The organism is Paenarthrobacter sp. NPDC089714, assembly GCF_044748905.1.
Taxonomy (GTDB): domain Bacteria; phylum Actinomycetota; class Actinomycetes; order Actinomycetales; family Micrococcaceae; genus Arthrobacter.
The window spans coordinates 42063-61756 of the sequence record NZ_JBIVGX010000011.1; the positions used below are offsets into that span (position 1 = coordinate 42063).

Genomic DNA, 19694 nt, shown 5'->3' on the forward strand with positions numbered 1-19694 from the left:
AGGCCGCCCCGCTGTATTAGCACTGTGTTTGGTGGGGCATCCGGCCCGTCACCAGCTACATTCTCCCACCTCCCCAACCCTCTCTCACCAAACCACCCCACCTCCCCAACCCTCTCTCACCACCCCAACCACCCAACCCTCTCTCACCCCACCACCGTTCCCGCCCACCCCTCTCTCACCTCCTTTTTGAACACGTTCAGAAGTCGTGGCATACTCATTCTTGAACACGTTCAAAACCTGCTCGGAGGAACCATGGCCGCCAAAAGCGAGCAAACCAGACAACTCGTAGCCGACGTCGCACTGAAGATGTTCCGCGAAATCGGCTTCGAGAAGACCACCATGCGAGCTATCGCCCAGGAAGCCGGCGTCTCGGTGGGCAACGCCTACTACTACTTCTCCTCCAAAGATGAGCTGGTTCAGGAGCTGTACCTCCAAGTCCAGAACGAGCACGCCGTCGCAGCGGCGAAAGCCCTCGAAGGCGTCCATGATTTGGCCGGGCGCCTCAAAGCAGTCCTCCACAGCGGCATCGACGTCATGACCCCGTACCACCAGTTCGGTTCCGACTTCATCGCGACGGCGATCCGGCCGACGTCGCCCGTCAATCCGTTCGGCGAGGCGTCCACCGCCGCCCGGGACGCTTCGCTCGCGATCTTCCGCTCCGCCGTCGACGGTTCTTCACCCGCCGTCGCGAAGAAGCTGCGCGCCGACCTCCCGGAACTGCTGTGGCTCGCCCACATGGGGATCGCATTGTTCTGGGTGTACGACCGGTCCGAGAACCAACGCCGCACGCGCAAACTGATTGACGGCGCGGCACCGCTGGTGGCTCGCGGGCTGTCGCTGGCGAAAATTCCGGGTGTCAGCAAAGTGTTCGACGACGTCCTCGGCTTGGTCCGCAACGTCAGGGAAGCCTCATGACACGGACGGTGGTGCTCGCTGGGGCTTCGGGGTTCATCGGCAGCTACTTTCGGCGGCGGTTCGTTGAGGAGGGATGGCAGGTGCGGACCATTGGTCGCGATGCTTCGGCTGACGCGCAATGGAACGACGACGGCGGCATGGCCAGGGTGCTGAACGGCGCCGAAGTGCTGGTGAACCTCGCCGGACGGACCGTGAATTGCCGTTACAACGAACGGAACCGTCGGGAAATCCTGGAATCCAGGCTGCTGACGACGCGGTCATTGGGGGTCGCGTTGTCCCGCTGCGACGAACCTCCGCGGACATGGATCAACGCAAGCACTGGAACCATCTACCGGCATGCGGAGGACCGGCCGCAAACGGAAGAGGCGGGGGAACTCGGCAGCGGATTCTCGGTTTCCGTGGCCCGTGCGTGGGAGGACGAACTGGCCGCGGCTGCCGTGCCGGCCACCCGGAAGGTGCCGCTTCGGATCGCCATCGTCTTGGGTGGGACCGGTGGCGTGATGGGACCCTTCCGGAACCTGGCTCGCGTGGGCTTGGGCGGACATATGGGTCCGGGCACACAAAAATTCAGTTGGATCCATGTGGAGGACTTGTTCTGGGCCGTGTTGTTCATCCACGACCGGCCCGAGCTTACTGGTCCCGTCAACGCCGCGTCGCCCTACCCCGTGGAGAACCGCGAACTGATGTGGTTGGTTCGACGAAGCCTCGGTGTGCCGTTCGGGCTTCCGACGCCGAAGTGGTTGTTGGAGCTGGGCGCGGTGATGATCCGCACGGAGACGGAGCTCGTCTTGAAGAGCCGCTGGGTGGAGCCCCGCAGGTTGCTTGACGCAGGGTTTGCCTTTGAACACCCGTCCTTGGCGGGCGCCCTCAACGAGATCGCGGCGGCAAAGTCATGAACGACTGGAACGACGACGAGATAGCTTTGGCCGAGCCGCGTCCAACACAGTACGCCTCTCGGGACCGCGTGATTTTGACCGGCAAGGGTCTCGCGGTCGGTGTCCTGGTTGCCTATGTGGTCTTCAGCTTACTGCTGACCATGCAGGCTCCGGGTTGGGCATTGATCTTCTTCATCTACGCGGCCATCCCCGCAGCATTCATCGGCACCGCGGTAGGGGCCGTCCTGGGATTCGCTCTTCGTCGCGTTGGCAATCAGTGGTTTCACGTTGCCGCATTCTTCGCGGCCGGCGCCTTGATCTGTGTACCCTTCGGCGGCTTCTCAAGCCTGGGCGCAACTCTTTTCAGCCTGCCCATTGCTTTGGCCGCGGGTATGGGCCGGTTATCAGTTTGGAAGCTCGTAAAACTCAACCCCCAACCCTCTCTCACCTAACCACCCGTTCTACCCAACCCTCTCTCACCGAATGACCCCTTCTCCTAAGCCCTCTCTCACCGTGCTTCATCGACGCGCATCCGCCTGCTCACGGGATTGCCAACGTAACGCGGCACTGCCTGCATGTACTCGGCGTAAGTAGGACCGAACTCCTCGAGGAGCACCTTTTCCTCCCACAAAGCCCCGAGGTGTTCCACGAGGATCCCAGCAGGTAACGTCGCAAGGGCCCAGGAGGAACCTCGGAAAATCGCCACGCCCGCATGGATCAGCCACCATCCCAGATACATGGGATGCCGGCTCGCCGCGTAAGGACCACTGGTCACCAACTCCTCGGGACGTCCTAAAACGAAGTTGCCCTTTGTGTGGCGACGGCGTTCTGCAACGGCCCACGCAGTAACTCCCACTCCTGCGGCAACCACGATCACCCCGGCAATCCTGCGCATGCCCCGCATGGGTGCGACGCGTGTCGGATAAAGCCGACCGAGCACGACATCCAACACCAACCCGACCACCTGTCGGGGTGGCAAAGGGACGCTGGCTGCCTCCCGTTTCAGGACGAGTGCTGCCCTCCGAACGATGATCATGGCATGAACCATATTCCTGGCATTGCTGGAAAGCCACGGCCGGTGCGCGGCTGGTGAGAGAGCGACCGCCCACACCAGCCAATCGGTGAGAGAGCGTCCGCCCCAAAGGGCGATTCCGTGAGAGAGCGTCGGGGGGACCACAGCCTTAAGGGCGTCGGGCGCCCAAGCTGCGTGCCGCCGTCGTGCGTCGCCAAACGCGACCCTGAAACCTAAGGAAGTGTTAGGAAATCACCTCCCGCGTTGGCTGTGCCGTGCATCACCCATAGTTTGGAATACGTCCTCTTCACCCCAAGAGGGCCTTTCTTAGTCGACGAAGAGCCATGCGCAAGGACGCCATGAGCACGAGCTTCATGGACAGAACGAACTCATGAAAGACACGGCTGCCGCGTGCGCAGCCGGCCAGGAAGGTTCATTGATGAGCACCCAACAAGCTGCGCCCCTCAGCCAGGCGGCACAAACCCGCAAGGCCGTGGGCAACATCCTCAAGGGCTCCGCGGGCAATCTCGTGGAGTGGTTCGACGTGTACGTCTACACGGCGTTTGCGGCGTATTTCCAGTCGCACTTCTTCAATTCCTCGGACGATCTCCAGGCGGGCCTCGAAGCGATGGCGGTCTTCTCGACGTCGTTCCTCATGCGACCCATCGGCAGCTGGTTCTTCGGCCGCTACGCAGATCGTAAGGGCCGCAAGGCGGCGCTGACGCTGAGCGTGACCATGATGTCCGCGGGCTCTTTTGCCATCGCCATCCTGCCGACACAGGACGTGATCGGCCTGTGGGCAATGATCCTGCTGGTCTTTGTCCGCGTGGTCCAAGGCTTCTCCGTGGGCGGTGAGTACGGGACAAGCGCCACGTACATGTCGGAGGCTGCAACGGCGAAACGGCGTGGCTTCTTCTCGAGCTTCCAGTACGTGACGCTGGTGGGCGGACAGATGCTGGCCCTCCTGGTGCTCGTGATCCTGCAGAACACCATGACCAAGGAAGCCCTGACTGAGTGGGGTTGGCGCATTCCGTTCGCCGTAGGTGGTGTCGCTGCGCTCGTGGTGCTCTGGCTTCGCCGGTCCATGGAAGAAACGATTTCCGCAGATCAGCTCCGCGCCGCCCACGTGAAGGTGGAGGGCGAGGCACAGCCGGGAACCATGAAGCTCCTGTTCACCAAGCACTGGAAGCCGCTGCTGATCTGCATTGGCATCACGCTCGGCGGCACGGTGGCGTTCTACACGTACACCAACTTCATCCTGAAGTTCATGAACGATACGTCCGGCATCCCCAAGACCGACACCTCCGTCATCAACTTCTGGGCGCTGTTCATCTTCATGCTGCTTCAGCCGGTGTATGGCCTGATTTCCGACAAGATCGGCCGCAAGCCGTTGCTGGTGTGGTTCGGCGTGACGGGCGTGCTCTTCACGTGGCCACTGCTCTCCATGCTTGCCGGCACCAAGGATCCGTTTATGGCCTTCCTGCTCATGATGGGCGGACTGTTGATGGTCGGCGGTTACACCTCGATCAACGCCCTGGTGAAGGCCGAGCTCTTCCCGGCGTCCATCCGCGCACTTGGCGTTGGGCTGGGCTACGCGATCGCCAACTCGCTGTTCGGCGGCACGGTTCCGCTGATCGGCGCAGCCCTGCAGAAGGCCGGCCAGGAGAATCTCTTCTTCACCTACGTCACTGCCGCAATCTTCATCTCCCTGCTGGTGTACGTCTTCGCGCTGAAGAACAAGAAGGCGACGCACCTGGACACGGAACAGGGCCACGCGTGGGATGGTCGCGGGGACAAGAAGGACCTCGTGGACGCCTAAAGCCCCCCGTTGTGAGGCCCGCTTTGCGCCCTTTGTTTGTTGGAAAGGACGCAGGGCGGGCCTCTCAGGGCTAGGTGGCGCGGGTGGGTGATAGAGGGTTTCGATAAAGACGCCAAAAGGTGAGAGAGCGTTGGCCAAAAGACGCTTAAAGGTGAGAGAGCGTTGGGGATGTACGACGGCGGGTGCCGGGGTTGGGTGCCTTGCGTGCCCGCCGGAGGGGCGGACGCTCCGGGAAAGGAGTAACGTCCAAGTCGGACCAATCGCCGCAACAAGAAGGACCACACCGTGCACGTGCTCATTGTCGAGGACGACGACGCCATGGCCTCGGCCCTCGGTGCCGCGGTTGCTTCGGCGGGCCACAAGCCCACCCGGGTATCCCGCGGGGAGGACGCGCTCCTGGACCACCGCAACCACGAGGTGATCCTCCTGGACCTGGGCCTCCCGGACATGGACGGCTTGGACGTCCTGCGCAAGCTCCGCCAGGTCACCCACGCCCCCATCCTGATCCTTACGGCGCGGGACGATGAGCGGAGCGTCGTGCTGGGGCTGCGTTCCGGGGCGGATGATTACCTGGTCAAGCCCGTGAAGCTCGTCGAACTGCTCGCGAGGATCGAAGCGGTCACCCGTCGCACCAACCGTTCCGGCCCCAGCGCTCCACAGCAGATCGTGGTTGGGCCCCTCGCCGTAGACCTCGACCGCAGGGTAGCCGCCGTCGAACACCGCCAACTGTCCCTGACCGCCACGGAATTCGACCTTCTCGCCCTGCTGGCAAAAAACGCAGGATCCGTGGTCACGCGCGAGCAGATCCTCGACGCCCTCTGGGGTGACGCATTCCTGGCGCACTCCCGCTCGCTCGACGTCCATCTGACCGGGCTCAGGGCCAAGCTCAAAATCCCGGGCTTCATCATCAACGTCCGAGGCGTGGGCTATCGCGTGGAGCAGGAATGAAAGTCCGCGTCCTGGGCATCCTGAGTGTGATCGCCGTGCTCATTGTGGTGACAGTGTCCAGCGTGATCCTGGGCTCGGCCGGGCGGGAGGTCACCCAGGAAGTCCAGATCAACCGCGTGGCCGCCCTGAACCGCTTCGCCCAGCTGGCCAACGACGCCTCCGCTGACAATGACACCACCCAACTCCAGCGCGAAATGGACCGGTACTCCGAGCTCTACGGTGAAGGAATCCTGATCCGGCTGCAGGAACGGACGCTGCGGTCCGGGAACCTCGATGAGGACCGGCAGGACGTGAAAGAGGCCATCAGCCGGGCCAGCCTCAACCTCAGCGACACCACAGTCAGCACGGTCCGCCCCTTCGAGACCGGAACGGAAACCATTTCGCGGTCCTTCGGCACGGCCAGCCAGGTTCTCGGCGAAACCGTCCTGGAAGTCGACCCCAGCGCTGCCAGGGCGAAACTACGGGAGCGGTGGTTCGTCGTCGGGCTTGCGGCACTGGCGATGTTCGCAGTGCTGCTGGTGGCGGCGGCGCGGGTCACAGGCTGGGTGCTGCGGCCGGTGCACAGGCTCAGCAAGGCGGTCCACGAACTCGAAGAAACGGGGAAAACCAGCCAACTCCCCGAGGCCGGTCCGCCGGAACTGCGCGAGCTCAGCCGCTCGTTCACTGCAATGGCCAACACGGTCAGCGCGAGCATGGCCTCGCAGCGCCAACTGATCGCCGATACTTCCCACCAACTGCGCAACCCGGTGGGTGCCCTGCGGTTGCGGATCGACCTGCTGCAACTCGAACTGCGGAACACTCCCGGGGAGGCCGCCGCGGCGGGAGTCGTTGCGGAACTGGACCGCGTGGAACACATGCTCGACGGCGTGCTGAAGCTGGCTGCGGCGGAACACCGCGCCGCCGCTGGGGCTGCTGGAACAGCGCAGGAGCCGGAGCACCAACGGCAAAGCGTGATTGACCCCATACCCGTACTCCAAGGCGAAGTGGAACGTGCCGAACCCGCGGCGAAACGGGCAGGCTGCACCGTGACCCTGGCACAGCCGGGCGAGCCACTTGCCATCCGTTGCGACCCGGAAGAGCTGGGCCAAATGGTGGGGGAACTCCTGGCCAACGCCATCAAGTACGCTCCCGGCGGCCGCATCGCCGTCTCGGCCCGGCCCACCCAAGGGGGCGCCGCCGTCGTCATTTCCGACGACGGTCCAGGCCTCAGCGCCGAACAGCGCGACGCTTCCACAAAGCGGTTCTGGCGGGCGCCGCAGCACAGCAACATTCCCGGGAACGGCCTGGGCATGACCATTGTGGAACGCCTGGCCGAGGCCAACGACGGCATGCTGTTCCTGGATGCCCGGGAGCCGCGAGGACTGGCCGCGCGGCTGGAATTCACAGGCGGACCCGATGCGTGAACTGATGCCGCGGCGGGCCGTGCTGCGTGCCGGGCTGACAATCGGCGCAGGCGGACTCATGTTGCCCGCGGCCGCCTGCACTCCGGAGCCGAAGCCTCAGCAGCTGACCGTTGCCGGCGGCGAGTCGGGGGGCTTCTACCTCGAGTTCGCCACCCTGTTGGCCGGGCTGTTGCAACGCGAGGGCATCGCCGGGACCGCGACGCCCGTGGTCACCGGAGGAAGCCTGGACAACGTCAGGCGGGTGCTGTCCGGCGAGGCGACACTCGCCGTCGCTTTGGCTGATACCGCGGTGGTCGAAGCTGCTGCCCACGAGCGGGGCGACGGCTTGGTGGCTCTCGGAAAGGTGTACGAAAACTACGTCCACTGCATCGTCCGGGAAGACAGCGGAATCCGATCATTTTCCGAGCTGGGCGGCAGGACCGCAGCCGTAGGTGAGGTTGGCTCGGGGACCACCCTCACCGCCGCTAGGATCATTGCCGCTGCCGGGCTGGGGTCGGACCAGGCTCCGGACAGCGCCCTGAAGCAGGTGAACCTTGGCCTGAACCAAGCCCTCGCGGCGTTGCAGGACGGTTCAATCGACGTGATGATCCAATCCGGGGGCGTACCCACGGCTCCGGTCATAGCGGCCGCCAAGGACACCGGACTTCGGCTGCTGGATCTCTCCGGCATCATCCCGGCCACGAGGGCGCAGTCCGGCTTCTTCTACGACCGCGTACTGATCCCCGCCAACAGCTACGGCCAGGCCCCCGCGGTCTGGACCGTAGGGGTGGCCAACCTCCTGCTTTGCCGGCGCGACCTGCCTGATGCACTGGCGACGGGCACGGTCGAACTGCTCGTGGAGCATGCCCGGGACCTGGTACCCGCCTCCAGTGCCGGTGTCCAGTTCCTCAGCCCGGAGACGCTCATCAACACGGCCGGCGTTCCCCTGCACCCTGCTGCGGCGGCTGCCTACCGGGCCCTGCACGGCTAGGCAACCAGTCCTTCGGGGCCGGAAATCGGGGCACCGCCAGGAAACTGGCAAAATGGAAACCATGACTTCAGCCGTTTCCCCTGCCATTGCACTGACCATCGCCGGCTCGGAAGCGACCGGCGGCGCCGGTGCGCAAGCCGACCTCAAGACCTTCCAGGAACTGGGAGTCTTCGGCATCGTCAACCTCACGTGCATCGTTTCGTTCGATCCCAAGGACCAGTGGAACCACCGCTTTGTGCCGGTGGACCAGCAGGTCATCGCGGACCAACTGGAAGCCACGACGGCGGCCTATGGCGCCGCTTCCGGGGCACCTTCGGTTCTGGACACCGTGAAGATCGGGATGCTCGGGAGCCCGGCGACGATCAGCACGGTTGAGAAGGCGTTGTCCGACGGCTCCTTTGCCAACGTGGTGCTGGACCCGGTCCTGATCTGCAAGGGCCAAGAGCCGGGCCACGCACTGGACACCGATCAGGCGCTCAAGGCCCAGATTCTTCCGCTCGCCACGTTCGTCACGCCGAACCACTTCGAAGCCGAGTCCCTGTCCGGGCTCGCCATCACGGACGAAGAATCCCTTAAGGCCGCCGCCATCCGCATCCACGAGCTCAGCGGCGCAGCAGTCCTGGCCAAGGGCGGGGTGCGGCTGGAAGGTGCTGACGCCGTCGACGTTTTCTACGACGGCGAGACGCTGGAAGTCCTCCGTGCGCCAAAGGTAGGCGAGGTTGCCGTGTCCGGTGCCGGTTGCTCGCTTGCTGCAGCCGTGACTGCCGAACTGGCCAAGGGTGCGTCGCCGCTGGAGGCAGCACGCACGGCCAAGGCGTTCGTCACTGCGGGTATCCGGAACCGCGTAGCGTCGGGGGCGCCGTTCGATGCGCTGTGGCAGGGTGGGGCGCGCTGAGCTAGCGCGAAACCTTGCCCATCAACGAAGCGATGGGGCGCAGGAACAGCGGCCGGGCCAGGAACCACGCCGCGGCCGTGAACACGATCGACGCTGCGAAGATACCGAAGCCCCACCAACTGACGTCGTTGTTCGAGGCGTACATGTGGTTCAGGTTGTTCAACGCACCGGTGGCCAGGACCAGCGTTACGTGGACGATCACGAAGGCCACGAAGTAGATCATCACGGGGAAGTGGATCTTGCGGGCGAGCTCGATCGGGTAGAACTTGTTGACCGCTGCTTTCTTGGGCCATGCGCCGGACATGCGAATGCCGGTAATGATGGCCAGCGGCGCGGCGATGAACACCGTGATGAAGTAGGTCAGCAGCTGCAGCGAGTTGTAGTTGTTCCAGCCGTTTTCCACGGGCCAGTTCAGCGACGCGTACTGCAGTCCTGCCGAGACGGCGTTCGGGAACACGTCCCAGCTGGTGGGCACGATGCGCAGCCATTGGCCGGTCGCGAAGAGCAGCACGATGAAGATGATGCCGTTGAGCACCCACAACGCATCCAGCGTCAGGTGGAACCACAGGTCCAGGCTGATCTTGGACGGCGGGTTCTTGGTCTTGATGAAGCCTTTGTTGTTACGGGTCCAGTACGCCGGTGGACGAGTGGTGGTCCGCACCTGCCAGCCCGAGCGGATGATCAGGACCAGGAAGAACATGTTGAGGAAATGCTGCCAGCCGAGCCAGGCCGGGAAGCCGGTGGGGGTGCCCTCGGGGATGGCGGAGTGTCCAGGGTAGTCCACCAGGAACTGCTTGACGGGATCCAGGGTGCGCAGCCAGATGGCGACGAGCACCAGGATCAGTGCGACGACCAGAGCCCCTGCGGTAACGACGACGGGTTTGAACCACCTGTTCGACGTGATCCCGGACGACTTGCTTGAAACGGACATCAGGCCGCGTTCCTCTCTGGCTTGTTGGCGTGCGACCAGTTGGCGCTCTCTCATAGCGATTCAACCAGTTGCTGCCCGACGGTGAAAACGGCACCCGGGTTTTGGGGCGTTCGGCGTCAAAAATCGCAGCATTTGGTGACATACTGCAATACATATTTCTAGAACAGACTTCCAGAATTATTTCCTGTAGCTTGGGGCTGGGTCAAGGATTCTGTGGCATTTCCGGGTGGTTCCAGTGGGCCACGTTCCAGAATTCAGCCCAACGACACACCGACGCTGCACCAAGGGGGACCGATGGTTCGTAAAACGTCCGACGCCGCCGTCCATTCCGGTTCCTGGCAATGGTCGCGCACTGCCGGAACGCGGCGGAACCTCCTTGATGCGGCTGCTGCGGTCTTCTCCGAGCAGGGCTTCACTGACGCCGGCATCTCGGACATTGTTGCCCGCTCCGGCTCCAGCGTCGGCAGCCTGTATCACCACTTCGGCGGCAAGACTGAACTCTTCCTGGCTTTGTGGGACGACTACCGGAATGAACACGAGCGGCTCGTCGCTGCTGCAGTGGCCAAGGCCCGGAGGTCCGGCGAAAGCGACCCCCTCGCGCTGTTCAACGTCGGCAGCCGCAGCTATTTCGACTACACCTGGGAACACCGGGCGTTGGAACGCGTCTTCATCGAGGGGGACACTCCCCCGGGCTTCGAGGTCCTCCGACGCGAACGCGGCCGCGAATGGGTGCGGCAAAACTCGGTCCTCCTCGGAACCAGCGAGGACACCTTGGGACGGCTTACCGTCGCCGTGATCACGGACATCATCACCGTTGCGGGCCAGGAGGTTGCCCTGAGCTCCACCAAACGGGAGGCGGACGACGTCGTCAATGCTGCGGCGATCCTGGTAGCGCGGCTGGCTGGTTAGCCAGCCTGTATGGGGGTACCATACAGGGGTGGACATCAATGTTGACGAGCTGGTTCAAGAAGCTGAAAACCTTGGCAGAATCAGCGAGCAGTTGCGCCTCAAACAATTGGTGGCCGCCCATCAACGACAGGAGGCGATCCTTTCCCTCCATGCCGTGGGACTGTCGATTCGGGACATCGCCAAGAGGATTCACTCCAGCCCCGCCGTGGTCCAGGCATCCATAAAGTCCGCCCGGTCGCGACGCCCACACTTGGTACGCAGAGAAGAGCGCATCCCGTTTGAACTGCACATCCAGTTGAGTCTCAAGCTCCACACGGATGAAGAGAAGATCCGCGGTATAGGTCGCGCCGGCGTCAACAGAATGCGCGAGAAGCCCAGAAGCAAGGTCGCGGAGGCATGGGTGGACCGATGGGATGAACTCCTGGACCGACCGGCCGCAGAGATTGAAGAGGCAATGCTCGAAGACAGCCCTTTCGCCACTGAGCTCAGACAAATGAGCCCCTTCGCGGGGGCGCTCTCTGAACAAGAGCGCTTGATAGCGATCAAGAAGGCGGCTGCTCTTGCGCCGTGAAGAACTGGAGCACGCCATTCGGGCTGCCACTGAAATCATCCACAACGATCGCGTCATAGTCATTGGCAGCCAGTCCATCCTGGCCTCCTATACCGAGGACCAGTTGCCCTTGGCGGCTACCATGTCCGACGAAGTGGACATTGCACCGATGTCGGATGATGACGCCGGGAGCCTGGCAGACAGTATTGACGCGGCCATCGGCGAGTGGTCCCCGTTTCACGCACAGTTCGGCTTCTATGTGCAGGGAGTTGGCAAAGGAACGGCCGTGCTCCCACGCGATTGGGAGTACAGGCTTGTCAGCGTCCGGAACGAAAACACAAAGAACAGCACCGGTCTGTGTCTGGACCCCTACGATCTTTGCGCTGCCAAGTTGATTGCCGGCAGAACCAAGGATCACGCCTTCGTCCTTGCCCTTGTTGATTCGAAACTCATTGACCCTGTCGCCTTGGTGGAACGCATCAAGCTCATCGACCCCACAGAACAACGTCGGGCAAACGCATTGGCTTGGGCAAGTTCCCTCAACAGCTGAGCTGTGCTGCGGACGTAGGCCTGCGCCAAGGTCGCGGGAAACCGCCGAAGGCCCCCGGAAACTTTCGGCGTCACCGCGCGGTTGCCGCGAACTCGCCCGTGCCCCAGTCTCCGAGCAGCCCTCACCGTGGATCCGCAACCCACCCTGTGAACAACGGCAAGCCCGTCTCCGAGTGAACGATCTGATAGTGGAACGGGTGATCCAGGATGATTTCGCGCTCGGAAGCCGTGCCAGCAGAATCCGTTGCGTTGATCTGGGTGACTGCAGCCGCCACCGTCCCCTTTTCGGCGACCTTGATGTTTGCAGCCTGGGCCGCTTGGGTGAGCCTCATCCCGCCCTGGATGGCGTCGAAATCGCTCTCCGTTGCCAGCATCTCCTTGAGCCCCAGGGATGCAAACACCTTCCGCAGGTCGAAGGTGGTCTTGTGGTCCCACTTCGGGAGCGCGATGGTGACCACGTCCGATGGCGCCTCAGCCAACGATTTCTCAACACCGGCAAGCACCTCAGCCGAAACCGCAGCCGGAGAATCCGAACCCGGCGTACCGGCGTCGGGCAGTACCAGCCGCATCACGAAACCTTCAGCGTACGGGAGGTCCACGGCCTTCCAGCCAGCGGCCTCTGCGTACTTCATGCTGACCGTTTCACCCATGGTGGGCACGTTCACCACCTCGCCGCCGGCCTTGGTGAAGGGCCGGTCATAGGTGTCGTTCGCGCTGAACGGGGTTTGCCACGCGGCCGCGAAGTACAGCGCATTGACCAGGCTGAACGTGTTCTTGGGGTCATATCCGGCGGGAGCCTCTTTGATCCGTCCGCCGGTGTTGTCGTTGACCCAGCGGTCAATTGCAGGCTTCGTCGCAGCCTCGTCCTGAAACGACACCGGGTACACGCCCGTTCCGTACTGCCGCCCGAGGGTCGCCAGGAAATCCTGCCCGGTGGGAGTCGAGCGCTCCACGAACAGCCCGTTCGCAGCGTGCATTACAGGCTTCCGCGGCGGGTTGTCCTCGTCAACCGAGCCGGGATCGCCGTCGTACTTTTCCAGCGAGGTGAGCAGCGCGTTCATGGCCTCGTCGCGGCCCTCGGCAGGCAGGCCGAGAACCGCATCCATCTCCGCCGCCGTCGCCCCCGAGGTCCCCGCCCGCAGCATGCCCAGCGCGATGAGCAAGCTGGCCGGCGAGACCACCACGTTGCCGCTCGTTGAGTCGCCTCCGTCGGTCAGGAGCGCGTCCCCGAGCTTCCGCGCGGAAGCGTTCAGGGCCTCCAGTTGCGCGTCGTAGTCCCCTGTTTGCACCGAAAGCCGGGTGACGCCGTCGGCCTTCAACAGCACGACGGCGGGTGGCTGGGGCGCGCAGGCAGCCAGGGCTACCAGCGCGCCCACCAAAGATACTGAAGCAAACCTCAGCAAGGTCCGGGCCATGACACTTCCCCCCTGTGAAACGGTGATGGCTTCATGGTGCCCCGGAAGCAGTCCAAACTCACGTGAAGTGAGAGAGGGATGCCCGAATGTTGCAAGAAGGTGATAGAGGGATCGCGAAAAGAGGCCGGAAGGTGATAGAGGGTTGGATTCCTGGGGGGAGCTCAGCGTCCGGAGTGGGCCTCGAGGAAGGAGTACACCTCGGTCTCGTCCACACCGGGGAACGCACCCGGAGGCATGGCCGCCAGCAGGTGCGAGTGGGCACGGGCGGAGGGCCAGGCGTTTCCGGCCCATTCGTTGGCCAGCGCCGCCGGTGGCCGCTTGCAGCACTGGGGGTCCGGGCACGTCGATGTGGCGCGGGCAGTCGTCTCGCGTCCCCGGAACCATTTCACGTGCTGGTACGGCACCCCAATGCTGAGCGAGAACTCCCCCGCTGCGGATCGCTCCGTGCGGGCCGTGCACCAGTATGTACCGGACGGAGTATCCGTGTACTGGCTGTAGGCGCTGAACTTGTCCGGGACGTCGAACACGGCCCGGGAGGTCCACGCTTTGCACGACGGTTGCCCCTCGATGGCGCCGGTGTGGTCCTGGGGGAAGGCGACACCGTCGTTCTCGTAGGCCTTGTAGATGATGCCGGACTGGTGGGTCTTCTGGAAGTGCGTGGTGATGCCCAGGTGCTTGGTAGCCAGGTTGGTGAAGCGGTGCGCTGCGGTCTCGTAGGAGACCGCGAAGGCGTCGCGGATGTCTTCCACGGCGATTTCCTTGGCCGCCTTGGCTTTCTGAAGGAAGTCCACAGTTGCCTGCTCGGGCAACAAGAGCGCGGCCGCGAAGTAGTTGGTGGCTACCCGCTGCGCCAGGAAATCACCATAATTACGTGGCGTTCCATGGCCCAGGACGTAATGTCCCAGCGCTTGGAGGAGCACCGAACGGGGGTCGTGGTCCTGCCGCTGGTTCTGCGTCAGGTAAATTCTGCGGTTCTTCAAATCCGTCACCGAACGCGTTGAGTGCGGCAAATCGCCCACGTGGTGCAGCGAGAAACCGAGGTTCTCGGCGATGTCCGCGATGACGTGCTGGCTCAGCGGGCCCGAGGTGTAGCCCACCCCTTTGAGGACCTTCTGCGCCTCTGCCTCATACTCGGGGAAATAGTTGCCCCGCTCACGCATCATGGCACGCAACTCGCCGTTCGCGCGGCGGGCTTCTTCCGGCGTCGCAACCTGCTCATTGAGCTTGCGTTCGAGCTCCTGCAGCAGCCCCACCTGGGACTCCAGCACATCCAGCGGAAGCCGCGAGCTGATGCGGATTTTGGGCAGGTTCAGCGACTCGTAGAGAGGCCCGCGCTGGTACCGTTCCAGCTCGATTTCGAGCGCCGCGCGACGACTCGGCGGCTCGGCTCCGAGCAACTGGTCGATACTCACGTTCAGTGACGCTGCGAGCTGCTGAAGCAGCCCGAGTTTGGGTTCCCGCTTGCCGTTCTCGATCAGGCTCAACTGGCTGGGTGCGGTCCCGACGGCGGCGCTCAGGTCATCGAGCGTCAGGCCGGCTTGCTTGCGCAAATGGCGCACGCGGCGGCCAAGGCTGATCACGTCCAGTTCGGGGGTTACAGGGGACGACGACGGCGACGCGACGTCGCGGCTCCAACTCACAGGCGACATTTCTTGAGAATACGCGAAGAACTGCATTTCTTTCCATGGTTTTCCTCTAGAAAGCCTCTTGAAACTGCAGAAAAGTAGTTCTCACGAAAAAGAAATACAGACCCCGGTAGCCGGCCGACGTTGCAACGACGCAGCCGAGGCCGGCCCGGGAACCACCAAGGAGACATGCAATGACCGCATCGTTTGAACCAGAGTTGACCGCAGAAGAGCAGGCCGCAGCGCTGGAACTTGAATGGTCCGCCAACCCGCGCTGGGAGGGCGTCACCCGTGATTACTCGGCTGCCGACGTCGTCCGTCTCCGTGGTCGCGTCTCCGAAGAGCACACCCTGGCCCGCCGTGGTTCGGAGAAGCTCTGGAAGCAGCTCACCGAGGAAGCTCCCACCGGCGGCTACACCAACGCCCTCGGTGCACTGACCGGCAACCAGGCCGTGCAACAGGTCAAGGCCGGCCTCCGTGCCATTTACCTCTCCGGTTGGCAGGTTGCCGCCGACGCCAACCTTTCCGGCCACACCTACCCGGACCAGTCGCTGTACCCGGCCAACTCGGTCCCGCAGGTTGTCCGCCGCATCAACAACGCGTTGCTCCGTGCCGACCAGATTGAGTACGCCGAGGGCATCAAGTCCGTTGAGGACTGGCTGGTTCCGATTGTTGCCGACGCCGAAGCCGGTTTCGGTGGCCCGCTGAACGCCTACGAACTCATGAAATCCATGATCACCGCCGGCGCCTCGGGCGTGCACTGGGAAGACCAGCTCGCCTCGGAGAAGAAGTGCGGCCACCTCGGCGGCAAGGTCCTGATCCCCACCCAGCAGCACATCCGGACCCTCAACGCAGCCCGTCTGGCAGCAGACGTCGCAGGCACGCCCACCGTCGTCATTGCCCGCACCGACGCCGAAGCAGCAACGCTGATCACCTCCGACGTTGACGAGCGCGACCGCGAATTCATCACCGGAGAACGCACCGCCGAGGGCTTCTACAAGGTCCGCAACGGGATCGAACCCTGCATCGCCCGTGCCAAGGCCTACGCCCCGTACTCGGACCTCATCTGGATGGAAACGGGCACCCCGGACCTCGAGTTGGCCCGCAAGTTCGCCGAAGCTGTCAAGGCCGAGTACCCGGACCAGATGCTTTCCTACAACTGCTCGCCGTCGTTCAACTGGCGCAAGCACCTGGACGACGCCACCATCGCCAAGTTCCAGCGCGAACTGGGCGCCATGGGCTTCACGTTCCAGTTCATCACCCTGGCCGGCTTCCACGCCCTGAACTACTCGATGTTCGACCTCGCCCACGGTTACGCCCGCGAAGGCATGAGCGCCTACGTCGAACTCCAGGAGAAGGAATTCGCCTCCGAATCCCGCGGCTACACCGCCACCAAGCACCAACGCGAAGTCGGCACCGGCTACTTCGACGACATCGCCACAGCGCTCAACCCGAACGCTTCCACCCTCGCACTGGTCGGATCGACCGAAGAGGGCCAGTTCCACTAACCACCAACCGCCCAAAGGTGAGCTGTTCGCTTCGCTCACCAAAGGCACGACGGCGGCACTCACCGCCCCCGGCCGGGATGGGGAATCCGGAAGCGTGCGTAAAAGGGGCCCTGTCCCGGACGCCGGCCGAGCTCTGCGAGGCCCAGCGAGCGGGATGGGGAATAGCACGCGGAGGATTGCCCGGCCCGGCCCCCAAGGTGACCAGTGCCGCCGTCGAACATTTTCTTAGGAGTCTCGAAATGAACAGCTTCACCGACAACTTCACTATTAATGGCATCACGTTGACCGCGCAGCCCATTTCGCGGCAGAACGAGGTCCTCACTCCCGACGCCCTTGAGTTCGTCGGCAAGCTGCACCGGGCGGTCGCCGATCGGCGGCAGGAGCTGATGCAGGCAAGGCACGCCCGCCGCAATGCGATTTCGAGTGGCCAGGACCCGCGGTTCCTCCCACAGACCGAGGGCATCCGCAACGATCCGTCGTGGCGGGTGGCTCCCCCGGCTCCGGGTCTGGAGGACCGTCGCGTGGAGATCACGGGTCCGGTGGATAAGAAGATGACCATCAACGCCTTGAACTCGGGGGCGAAGGTCTGGCTGGCGGACATGGAGGATTCGTCCACGCCCACGTGGCGCAATGTCATCCAGGGCCAGTTGAACCTGACCGATGCCTTGGAGCGTCGGATCGACTTCACCTCCCCCGAGGGCAAGGAGTACAAGCTCAGGCCCGCCGAGGAGCTGCCCACCATCGTGGTCCGTCCCCGTGGCTGGCACCTGCCGGAGAAGCACCTGCTGATCGACGGCAAGCCGATCGCCGGCGGCATCGTGGACTTCGGGCTCTACTTCTTCCACAACGCCCGGCGCCTGCTGGCCCAGGGCAAGGGCCCGTACTTCTACCTGCCCAAGATCGAGAACCACCTCGAAGCACGCCTCTGGAACGACATCTTCATCCTGGCCCAGGACCTGCTCGGCATCCCGCAGGGCACCATCCGCGCCACGGTGCTGATCGAAACCATCACGGCCGCCTTCGAAATGGAAGAGATCCTGTACGAACTGCGCGACCACGCGTCCGGATTGAACGCCGGCCGCTGGGACTACATCTTCTCCCTGATCAAGAACTTCCGCATCCGTGGCCCGCGCTTCGTCCTCCCGGACCGCGGCCAGGTGACCATGACCCAGCCGTTCATGCGGGCCTACACCGAACAGTTGGTCCGGGCCTGCCACCGCCGCGGGGCCATGGCCATCGGAGGCATGGCAGCAGCAGTGCCCAACCGCAAGGACGAGGCAGCCAACATGGCATCCTTCGAGAAGGTCCGCGCCGACAAGACCCGCGAAGCCAACGACGGTTTCGACGGTTCCTGGGTGGCCCACCCGGATCTGGTTCCCGTGGCCCGCGAAGTCTTCGATTCAGTACTCGGTGACAAGCCGAACCAACTGGAACGCAGCCGCGAGGACGTCACCCCGGACGACCGCGCCCTGATCGACCTTTCCACCACCGAGGGAACCATCACCGAGTCCGGCATACGCCTGAACATCGAGGTAGGCATCCGCTACATCGAGTCCTGGCTCCGGGGCAACGGGGCCGTGGCCATCCACAACCTCATGGAAGACGCCGCCACCGCGGAGATCTCCCGCTCCCAGCTGTGGCAGTGGATCCACGCCCACGCCATCACCGAGCACGGGGACATCATCTCCCGTGAGTGGGTCCAGGACATGCTGGACGAGGAATTCGCCCGCCTGGAACGCTTCGACGGTGACCGCTTCGCAGACGCCCGCAGCATCTTCGAGGAAGTCACCCTCACCGAAGAATTCCCCACCTTCCTGACCATCCCGGCCTACGCCCGCTTCCTCACCGAAGCCAGGGAAGAGGCGACGCAAGAAGAATTGGTCGCCGCCTAGCGAACGGCCAAACCGAAGCCCCGACGCTGGGCTGCCTGCACTCTTCGCAACAAGTGACCCCGATGGTCGGGGAGGCAGCCCAGCACGGGGGCTTTTCCGCACCCAAGTAAGTCGCAGTTAAGCGCGTTTAGAGCCGTCTAAACGCGCTTAACTGCGACCCAGTTGGGTACGCACGACGGCGGGGCTCGCCTTGTGCGGGAGGCTCACCTTGCGGGCGGCTCAGGATTGGCGGGCCACCCAGCGCACGGACAACGTGGTGCAGATGCAGAACGTGAGCACCGAGCCCAGGATCACCAGCAAGGGAACGGTCCAGCCGCCGGACACGCTGTGGACGTAGCCAACGATCGTCGGAGCCAAGGCGGCGAAGCAGTAACCCACGCCCTGCACGACGGCGGACATCTTTCCCGCCGCTGCCTGGGAATGGGCGAACTTGATGACGGCGATGAAGATGACCGTGATGCCGCCGCCCTGGGCAATCCCACCCAGCGAGGACCACAGCCACCACAGGCCGGGCGCGAACAACAGGCCAACGGGAACGGTCAGCCACAGCGCGCTCAAGGTGACCGCCACCGTCGTCGTACTCGAGAAGCGGGCCAGCAGTGGCACGCCCAAGCCGCCGACAATCGCGAAAATCTGGAACAGCGACGAACCAGCGCCTGCTTCGGCGGTGCCCATGGCGAGCTCGTCGGAAAGGAAGCTCGGCAGCCAGGCGGTGACGCCGTAGTAGGAGAACGCCTGGCCCGCGAAGCCCAGCGTGAGCCCGGCAACGAGCCAGCCAACTCCGCGCGTGGGACCGGACGCAGATGCAGGCACGGGCGGAACGGGCGAAGGAACCAGGGCCCGTCGCACGCCAACGGTAGGCAGCCAGAACACGATCGCCGCCAAGGCCAGCAACGCACTCGCCGCGAGGGAGAGCCGCCAGCCTACGAGGTCGGCGAGCGGCGCAGTCACCACGGATGTCAGGAACGAGCCGATATTCAACGCAGCCGTGTACACGCCCATCGCGGTGGCTTGCCGGCGCGGAGCGAAGTCTCTGCGGATGATCAACGGCACCGCAATGTTGCCGATGGTGATGGCCACGCCGATGAGCACCGTGCCCACCATGACAGGAACGCCGCCACCGCTGGAACGGATCACCACGCCTGCCAGGACGCCCAGCAGGGTGAGCATGATGGCGAATTCCGCCCCGAAGCGCCGCCCGGCCATGGACGCGAGCGGCGACGCCAGGGAGAAACAGAGCACCGGAATGCCGGTCAGCAGGCCGAGCTCAACGGGAGAGAACCCGAGATCCTGCCGCAGGGAATCCACCACGGGAGCAACGGCGACGAACGGCCCACGCATGTTGAGGGCAATAAGGCCTATGCAAGCGAGGATCAGCCAACCGCGCGGGACTTTGGCAAGGAGCTGACTCACGGAACGGGCCGGACAGTGACGGGCCGGGAAATGACAGGAAGCGTTTTCATCACTTTCATTGCTAT

At 63.8% G+C, this 19694-nt stretch carries 18 protein-coding genes; 13 read left to right on the forward strand and 5 right to left on the reverse strand.

All coding sequences use genetic code 11. The features are described from left to right. The first annotated feature begins 252 nt into the window (after positions 1-252). The 3 genes from ACIPY3_RS17245 to ACIPY3_RS17255 are packed head-to-tail and all read left to right on the forward strand — an operon-like array spanning position 253 to position 2242. A complete protein-coding gene (locus tag ACIPY3_RS17245) occupies positions 253-915 on the forward strand; it encodes a TetR/AcrR family transcriptional regulator (RefSeq protein WP_400336122.1) in 663 nt (220 codons plus the stop codon). Further along, positions 912-1811: a TIGR01777 family oxidoreductase gene (locus tag ACIPY3_RS17250; RefSeq protein ID WP_400336124.1), complete on the forward strand. Its 900-nt coding sequence runs from the start codon at positions 912-914 to the stop codon at positions 1809-1811. The genes ACIPY3_RS17245 and ACIPY3_RS17250 overlap by 4 nt, the downstream gene beginning before the upstream one ends. Next, positions 1808-2242 (forward strand): hypothetical protein, encoded by a 435-nt coding sequence (locus tag ACIPY3_RS17255; protein WP_400336126.1) that lies wholly within the window; start codon positions 1808-1810, stop codon positions 2240-2242. Before ACIPY3_RS17250 ends, ACIPY3_RS17255 begins: the two co-directional genes overlap by 4 nt. A gap of 56 nt (positions 2243-2298) precedes the next feature. Here the strand turns inward: ACIPY3_RS17255 and ACIPY3_RS17260 are convergent, their stop codons facing one another. Further along, positions 2299-2826, reverse strand: a complete 528-nt coding sequence (locus ACIPY3_RS17260; protein ID WP_400336128.1) for a methyltransferase family protein — start codon at positions 2824-2826, stop codon at positions 2299-2301. A gap of 415 nt (positions 2827-3241) precedes the next feature. Between ACIPY3_RS17260 and ACIPY3_RS17265 the strand changes: the two genes are divergently transcribed. The 5 genes from ACIPY3_RS17265 to ACIPY3_RS17285 all read left to right on the forward strand — a co-directional run bounded on the left by ACIPY3_RS17265 (position 3242) and on the right by ACIPY3_RS17285 (position 8837). Next, complete coding sequence (locus ACIPY3_RS17265; protein ID WP_400336130.1) at positions 3242-4621, forward strand: MFS transporter; 1380 nt, start codon at positions 3242-3244, stop codon at positions 4619-4621. Positions 4622-4906: 285 nt separating this feature from the next. After that, positions 4907-5569 (forward strand): response regulator transcription factor, encoded by a 663-nt coding sequence (locus ACIPY3_RS17270; RefSeq protein ID WP_400336132.1) that lies wholly within the window; start codon positions 4907-4909, stop codon positions 5567-5569. Beyond that, positions 5566-6972 carry an ATP-binding protein gene (locus tag ACIPY3_RS17275; RefSeq protein ID WP_400336134.1) on the forward strand — a complete coding sequence of 469 codons (1407 nt, stop codon included), beginning with the start codon at positions 5566-5568 and terminating at the stop codon, positions 6970-6972. Before ACIPY3_RS17270 ends, ACIPY3_RS17275 begins: the two co-directional genes overlap by 4 nt. Next, entirely contained in the window at positions 6965-7942 is a 978-nt protein-coding gene (locus ACIPY3_RS17280) for a TAXI family TRAP transporter solute-binding subunit (protein WP_400336136.1), read from the forward strand. Before ACIPY3_RS17275 ends, ACIPY3_RS17280 begins: the two co-directional genes overlap by 8 nt. 52 nt (positions 7943-7994) lie before the next feature. After that, positions 7995-8837, forward strand: coding sequence for a hydroxymethylpyrimidine/phosphomethylpyrimidine kinase (locus tag ACIPY3_RS17285; RefSeq protein WP_400336138.1), 843 nt, complete (start codon positions 7995-7997; stop codon positions 8835-8837). A gap of 1 nt (position 8838) precedes the next feature. Here the strand turns inward: ACIPY3_RS17285 and ACIPY3_RS17290 are convergent, their stop codons facing one another. Further along, positions 8839-9768, reverse strand: a complete 930-nt coding sequence (locus tag ACIPY3_RS17290; protein WP_400336140.1) for a cytochrome b/b6 domain-containing protein — start codon at positions 9766-9768, stop codon at positions 8839-8841. A 294-nt stretch (positions 9769-10062) separates the two neighbouring features. On the opposite strand from ACIPY3_RS17290, the gene ACIPY3_RS17295 reads away from it, so the two are divergent. From ACIPY3_RS17295 to ACIPY3_RS17305, 3 genes are read left to right on the forward strand one after another with little or no spacing between them, the layout of a single operon-like run. Continuing rightward, complete coding sequence (locus ACIPY3_RS17295; RefSeq protein WP_400336142.1) at positions 10063-10677, forward strand: TetR/AcrR family transcriptional regulator; 615 nt, start codon at positions 10063-10065, stop codon at positions 10675-10677. Between the two features lie 28 nt (positions 10678-10705). Then, on the forward strand, positions 10706-11248 hold the full coding sequence (locus ACIPY3_RS17300; protein WP_400336144.1) for a hypothetical protein: 543 nt from the start codon (positions 10706-10708) through the stop codon (positions 11246-11248). Then, complete coding sequence (locus tag ACIPY3_RS17305) at positions 11238-11777, forward strand: DUF6036 family nucleotidyltransferase (RefSeq protein WP_400336146.1); 540 nt, start codon at positions 11238-11240, stop codon at positions 11775-11777. Before ACIPY3_RS17300 ends, ACIPY3_RS17305 begins: the two co-directional genes overlap by 11 nt. 121 nt (positions 11778-11898) lie before the next feature. Here the strand turns inward: ACIPY3_RS17305 and ACIPY3_RS17310 are convergent, their stop codons facing one another. Together ACIPY3_RS17310 and ACIPY3_RS17315 are read right to left on the reverse strand one after the other, a co-directional pair. Beyond that, positions 11899-13191 (reverse strand): serpin family protein, encoded by a 1293-nt coding sequence (locus ACIPY3_RS17310; protein WP_400336148.1) that lies wholly within the window; start codon positions 13189-13191, stop codon positions 11899-11901. Between the two features lie 161 nt (positions 13192-13352). Continuing rightward, positions 13353-14867, reverse strand: a complete 1515-nt coding sequence (locus ACIPY3_RS17315; protein ID WP_400336150.1) for a helix-turn-helix domain-containing protein — start codon at positions 14865-14867, stop codon at positions 13353-13355. Between the two features lie 143 nt (positions 14868-15010). Here ACIPY3_RS17315 and aceA point away from each other — a divergent pair, with 143 nt between their 5' ends. Both aceA and aceB read left to right on the forward strand, forming a co-directional pair. After that, on the forward strand, positions 15011-16324 hold the full coding sequence (gene aceA / locus ACIPY3_RS17320; RefSeq protein WP_400336152.1) for an isocitrate lyase: 1314 nt from the start codon (positions 15011-15013) through the stop codon (positions 16322-16324). Between the two features lie 239 nt (positions 16325-16563). Then, the gene (gene aceB, locus ACIPY3_RS17325) at positions 16564-18216 is read left to right on the forward strand and encodes a malate synthase A (RefSeq protein WP_400336153.1); all 1653 of its coding nucleotides are present in this window, start codon (positions 16564-16566) and stop codon (positions 18214-18216) included. Positions 18217-18435: 219 nt separating this feature from the next. Here the strand turns inward: aceB and ACIPY3_RS17330 are convergent, their stop codons facing one another. Beyond that, positions 18436-19629, reverse strand: coding sequence for a CynX/NimT family MFS transporter (locus ACIPY3_RS17330; RefSeq protein ID WP_400336155.1), 1194 nt, complete (start codon positions 19627-19629; stop codon positions 18436-18438). Positions 19630-19694 lie beyond the last annotated feature (65 nt).

Bases quoted from the DNA above. Each gene is read 5' to 3' on its own strand.
- ACIPY3_RS17265 (WP_400336130.1), top strand. From the start codon at position 3,242: ATGAGCACCCAACAAGCTGCGCCCCTCAGCCAGGCGGCACAAACCCGC.
- aceB (WP_400336153.1), top strand. From the start codon at position 16,564: ATGAACAGCTTCACCGACAACTTCACTATTAATGGCATCACGTTGACC.
- ACIPY3_RS17250 (WP_400336124.1), top strand. From the start codon at position 912: ATGACACGGACGGTGGTGCTCGCTGGGGCTTCGGGGTTCATCGGCAGC.
- ACIPY3_RS17255 (WP_400336126.1), top strand. From the start codon at position 1,808: ATGAACGACTGGAACGACGACGAGATAGCTTTGGCCGAGCCGCGTCCA.
- ACIPY3_RS17245 (WP_400336122.1), top strand. From the start codon at position 253: ATGGCCGCCAAAAGCGAGCAAACCAGACAACTCGTAGCCGACGTCGCA.
- ACIPY3_RS17290 (WP_400336140.1), bottom strand. From the start codon at position 9,768: ATGTCCGTTTCAAGCAAGTCGTCCGGGATCACGTCGAACAGGTGGTTC.
- ACIPY3_RS17275 (WP_400336134.1), top strand. From the start codon at position 5,566: ATGAAAGTCCGCGTCCTGGGCATCCTGAGTGTGATCGCCGTGCTCATT.
- ACIPY3_RS17295 (WP_400336142.1), top strand. From the start codon at position 10,063: ATGGTTCGTAAAACGTCCGACGCCGCCGTCCATTCCGGTTCCTGGCAA.
- ACIPY3_RS17285 (WP_400336138.1), top strand. From the start codon at position 7,995: ATGGAAACCATGACTTCAGCCGTTTCCCCTGCCATTGCACTGACCATC.
- ACIPY3_RS17260 (WP_400336128.1), bottom strand. From the start codon at position 2,826: ATGATCATCGTTCGGAGGGCAGCACTCGTCCTGAAACGGGAGGCAGCC.
- ACIPY3_RS17280 (WP_400336136.1), top strand. From the start codon at position 6,965: ATGCGTGAACTGATGCCGCGGCGGGCCGTGCTGCGTGCCGGGCTGACA.
- aceA (WP_400336152.1), top strand. From the start codon at position 15,011: ATGACCGCATCGTTTGAACCAGAGTTGACCGCAGAAGAGCAGGCCGCA.
- ACIPY3_RS17310 (WP_400336148.1), bottom strand. From the start codon at position 13,191: ATGGCCCGGACCTTGCTGAGGTTTGCTTCAGTATCTTTGGTGGGCGCG.
- ACIPY3_RS17315 (WP_400336150.1), bottom strand. From the start codon at position 14,867: ATGCAGTTCTTCGCGTATTCTCAAGAAATGTCGCCTGTGAGTTGGAGC.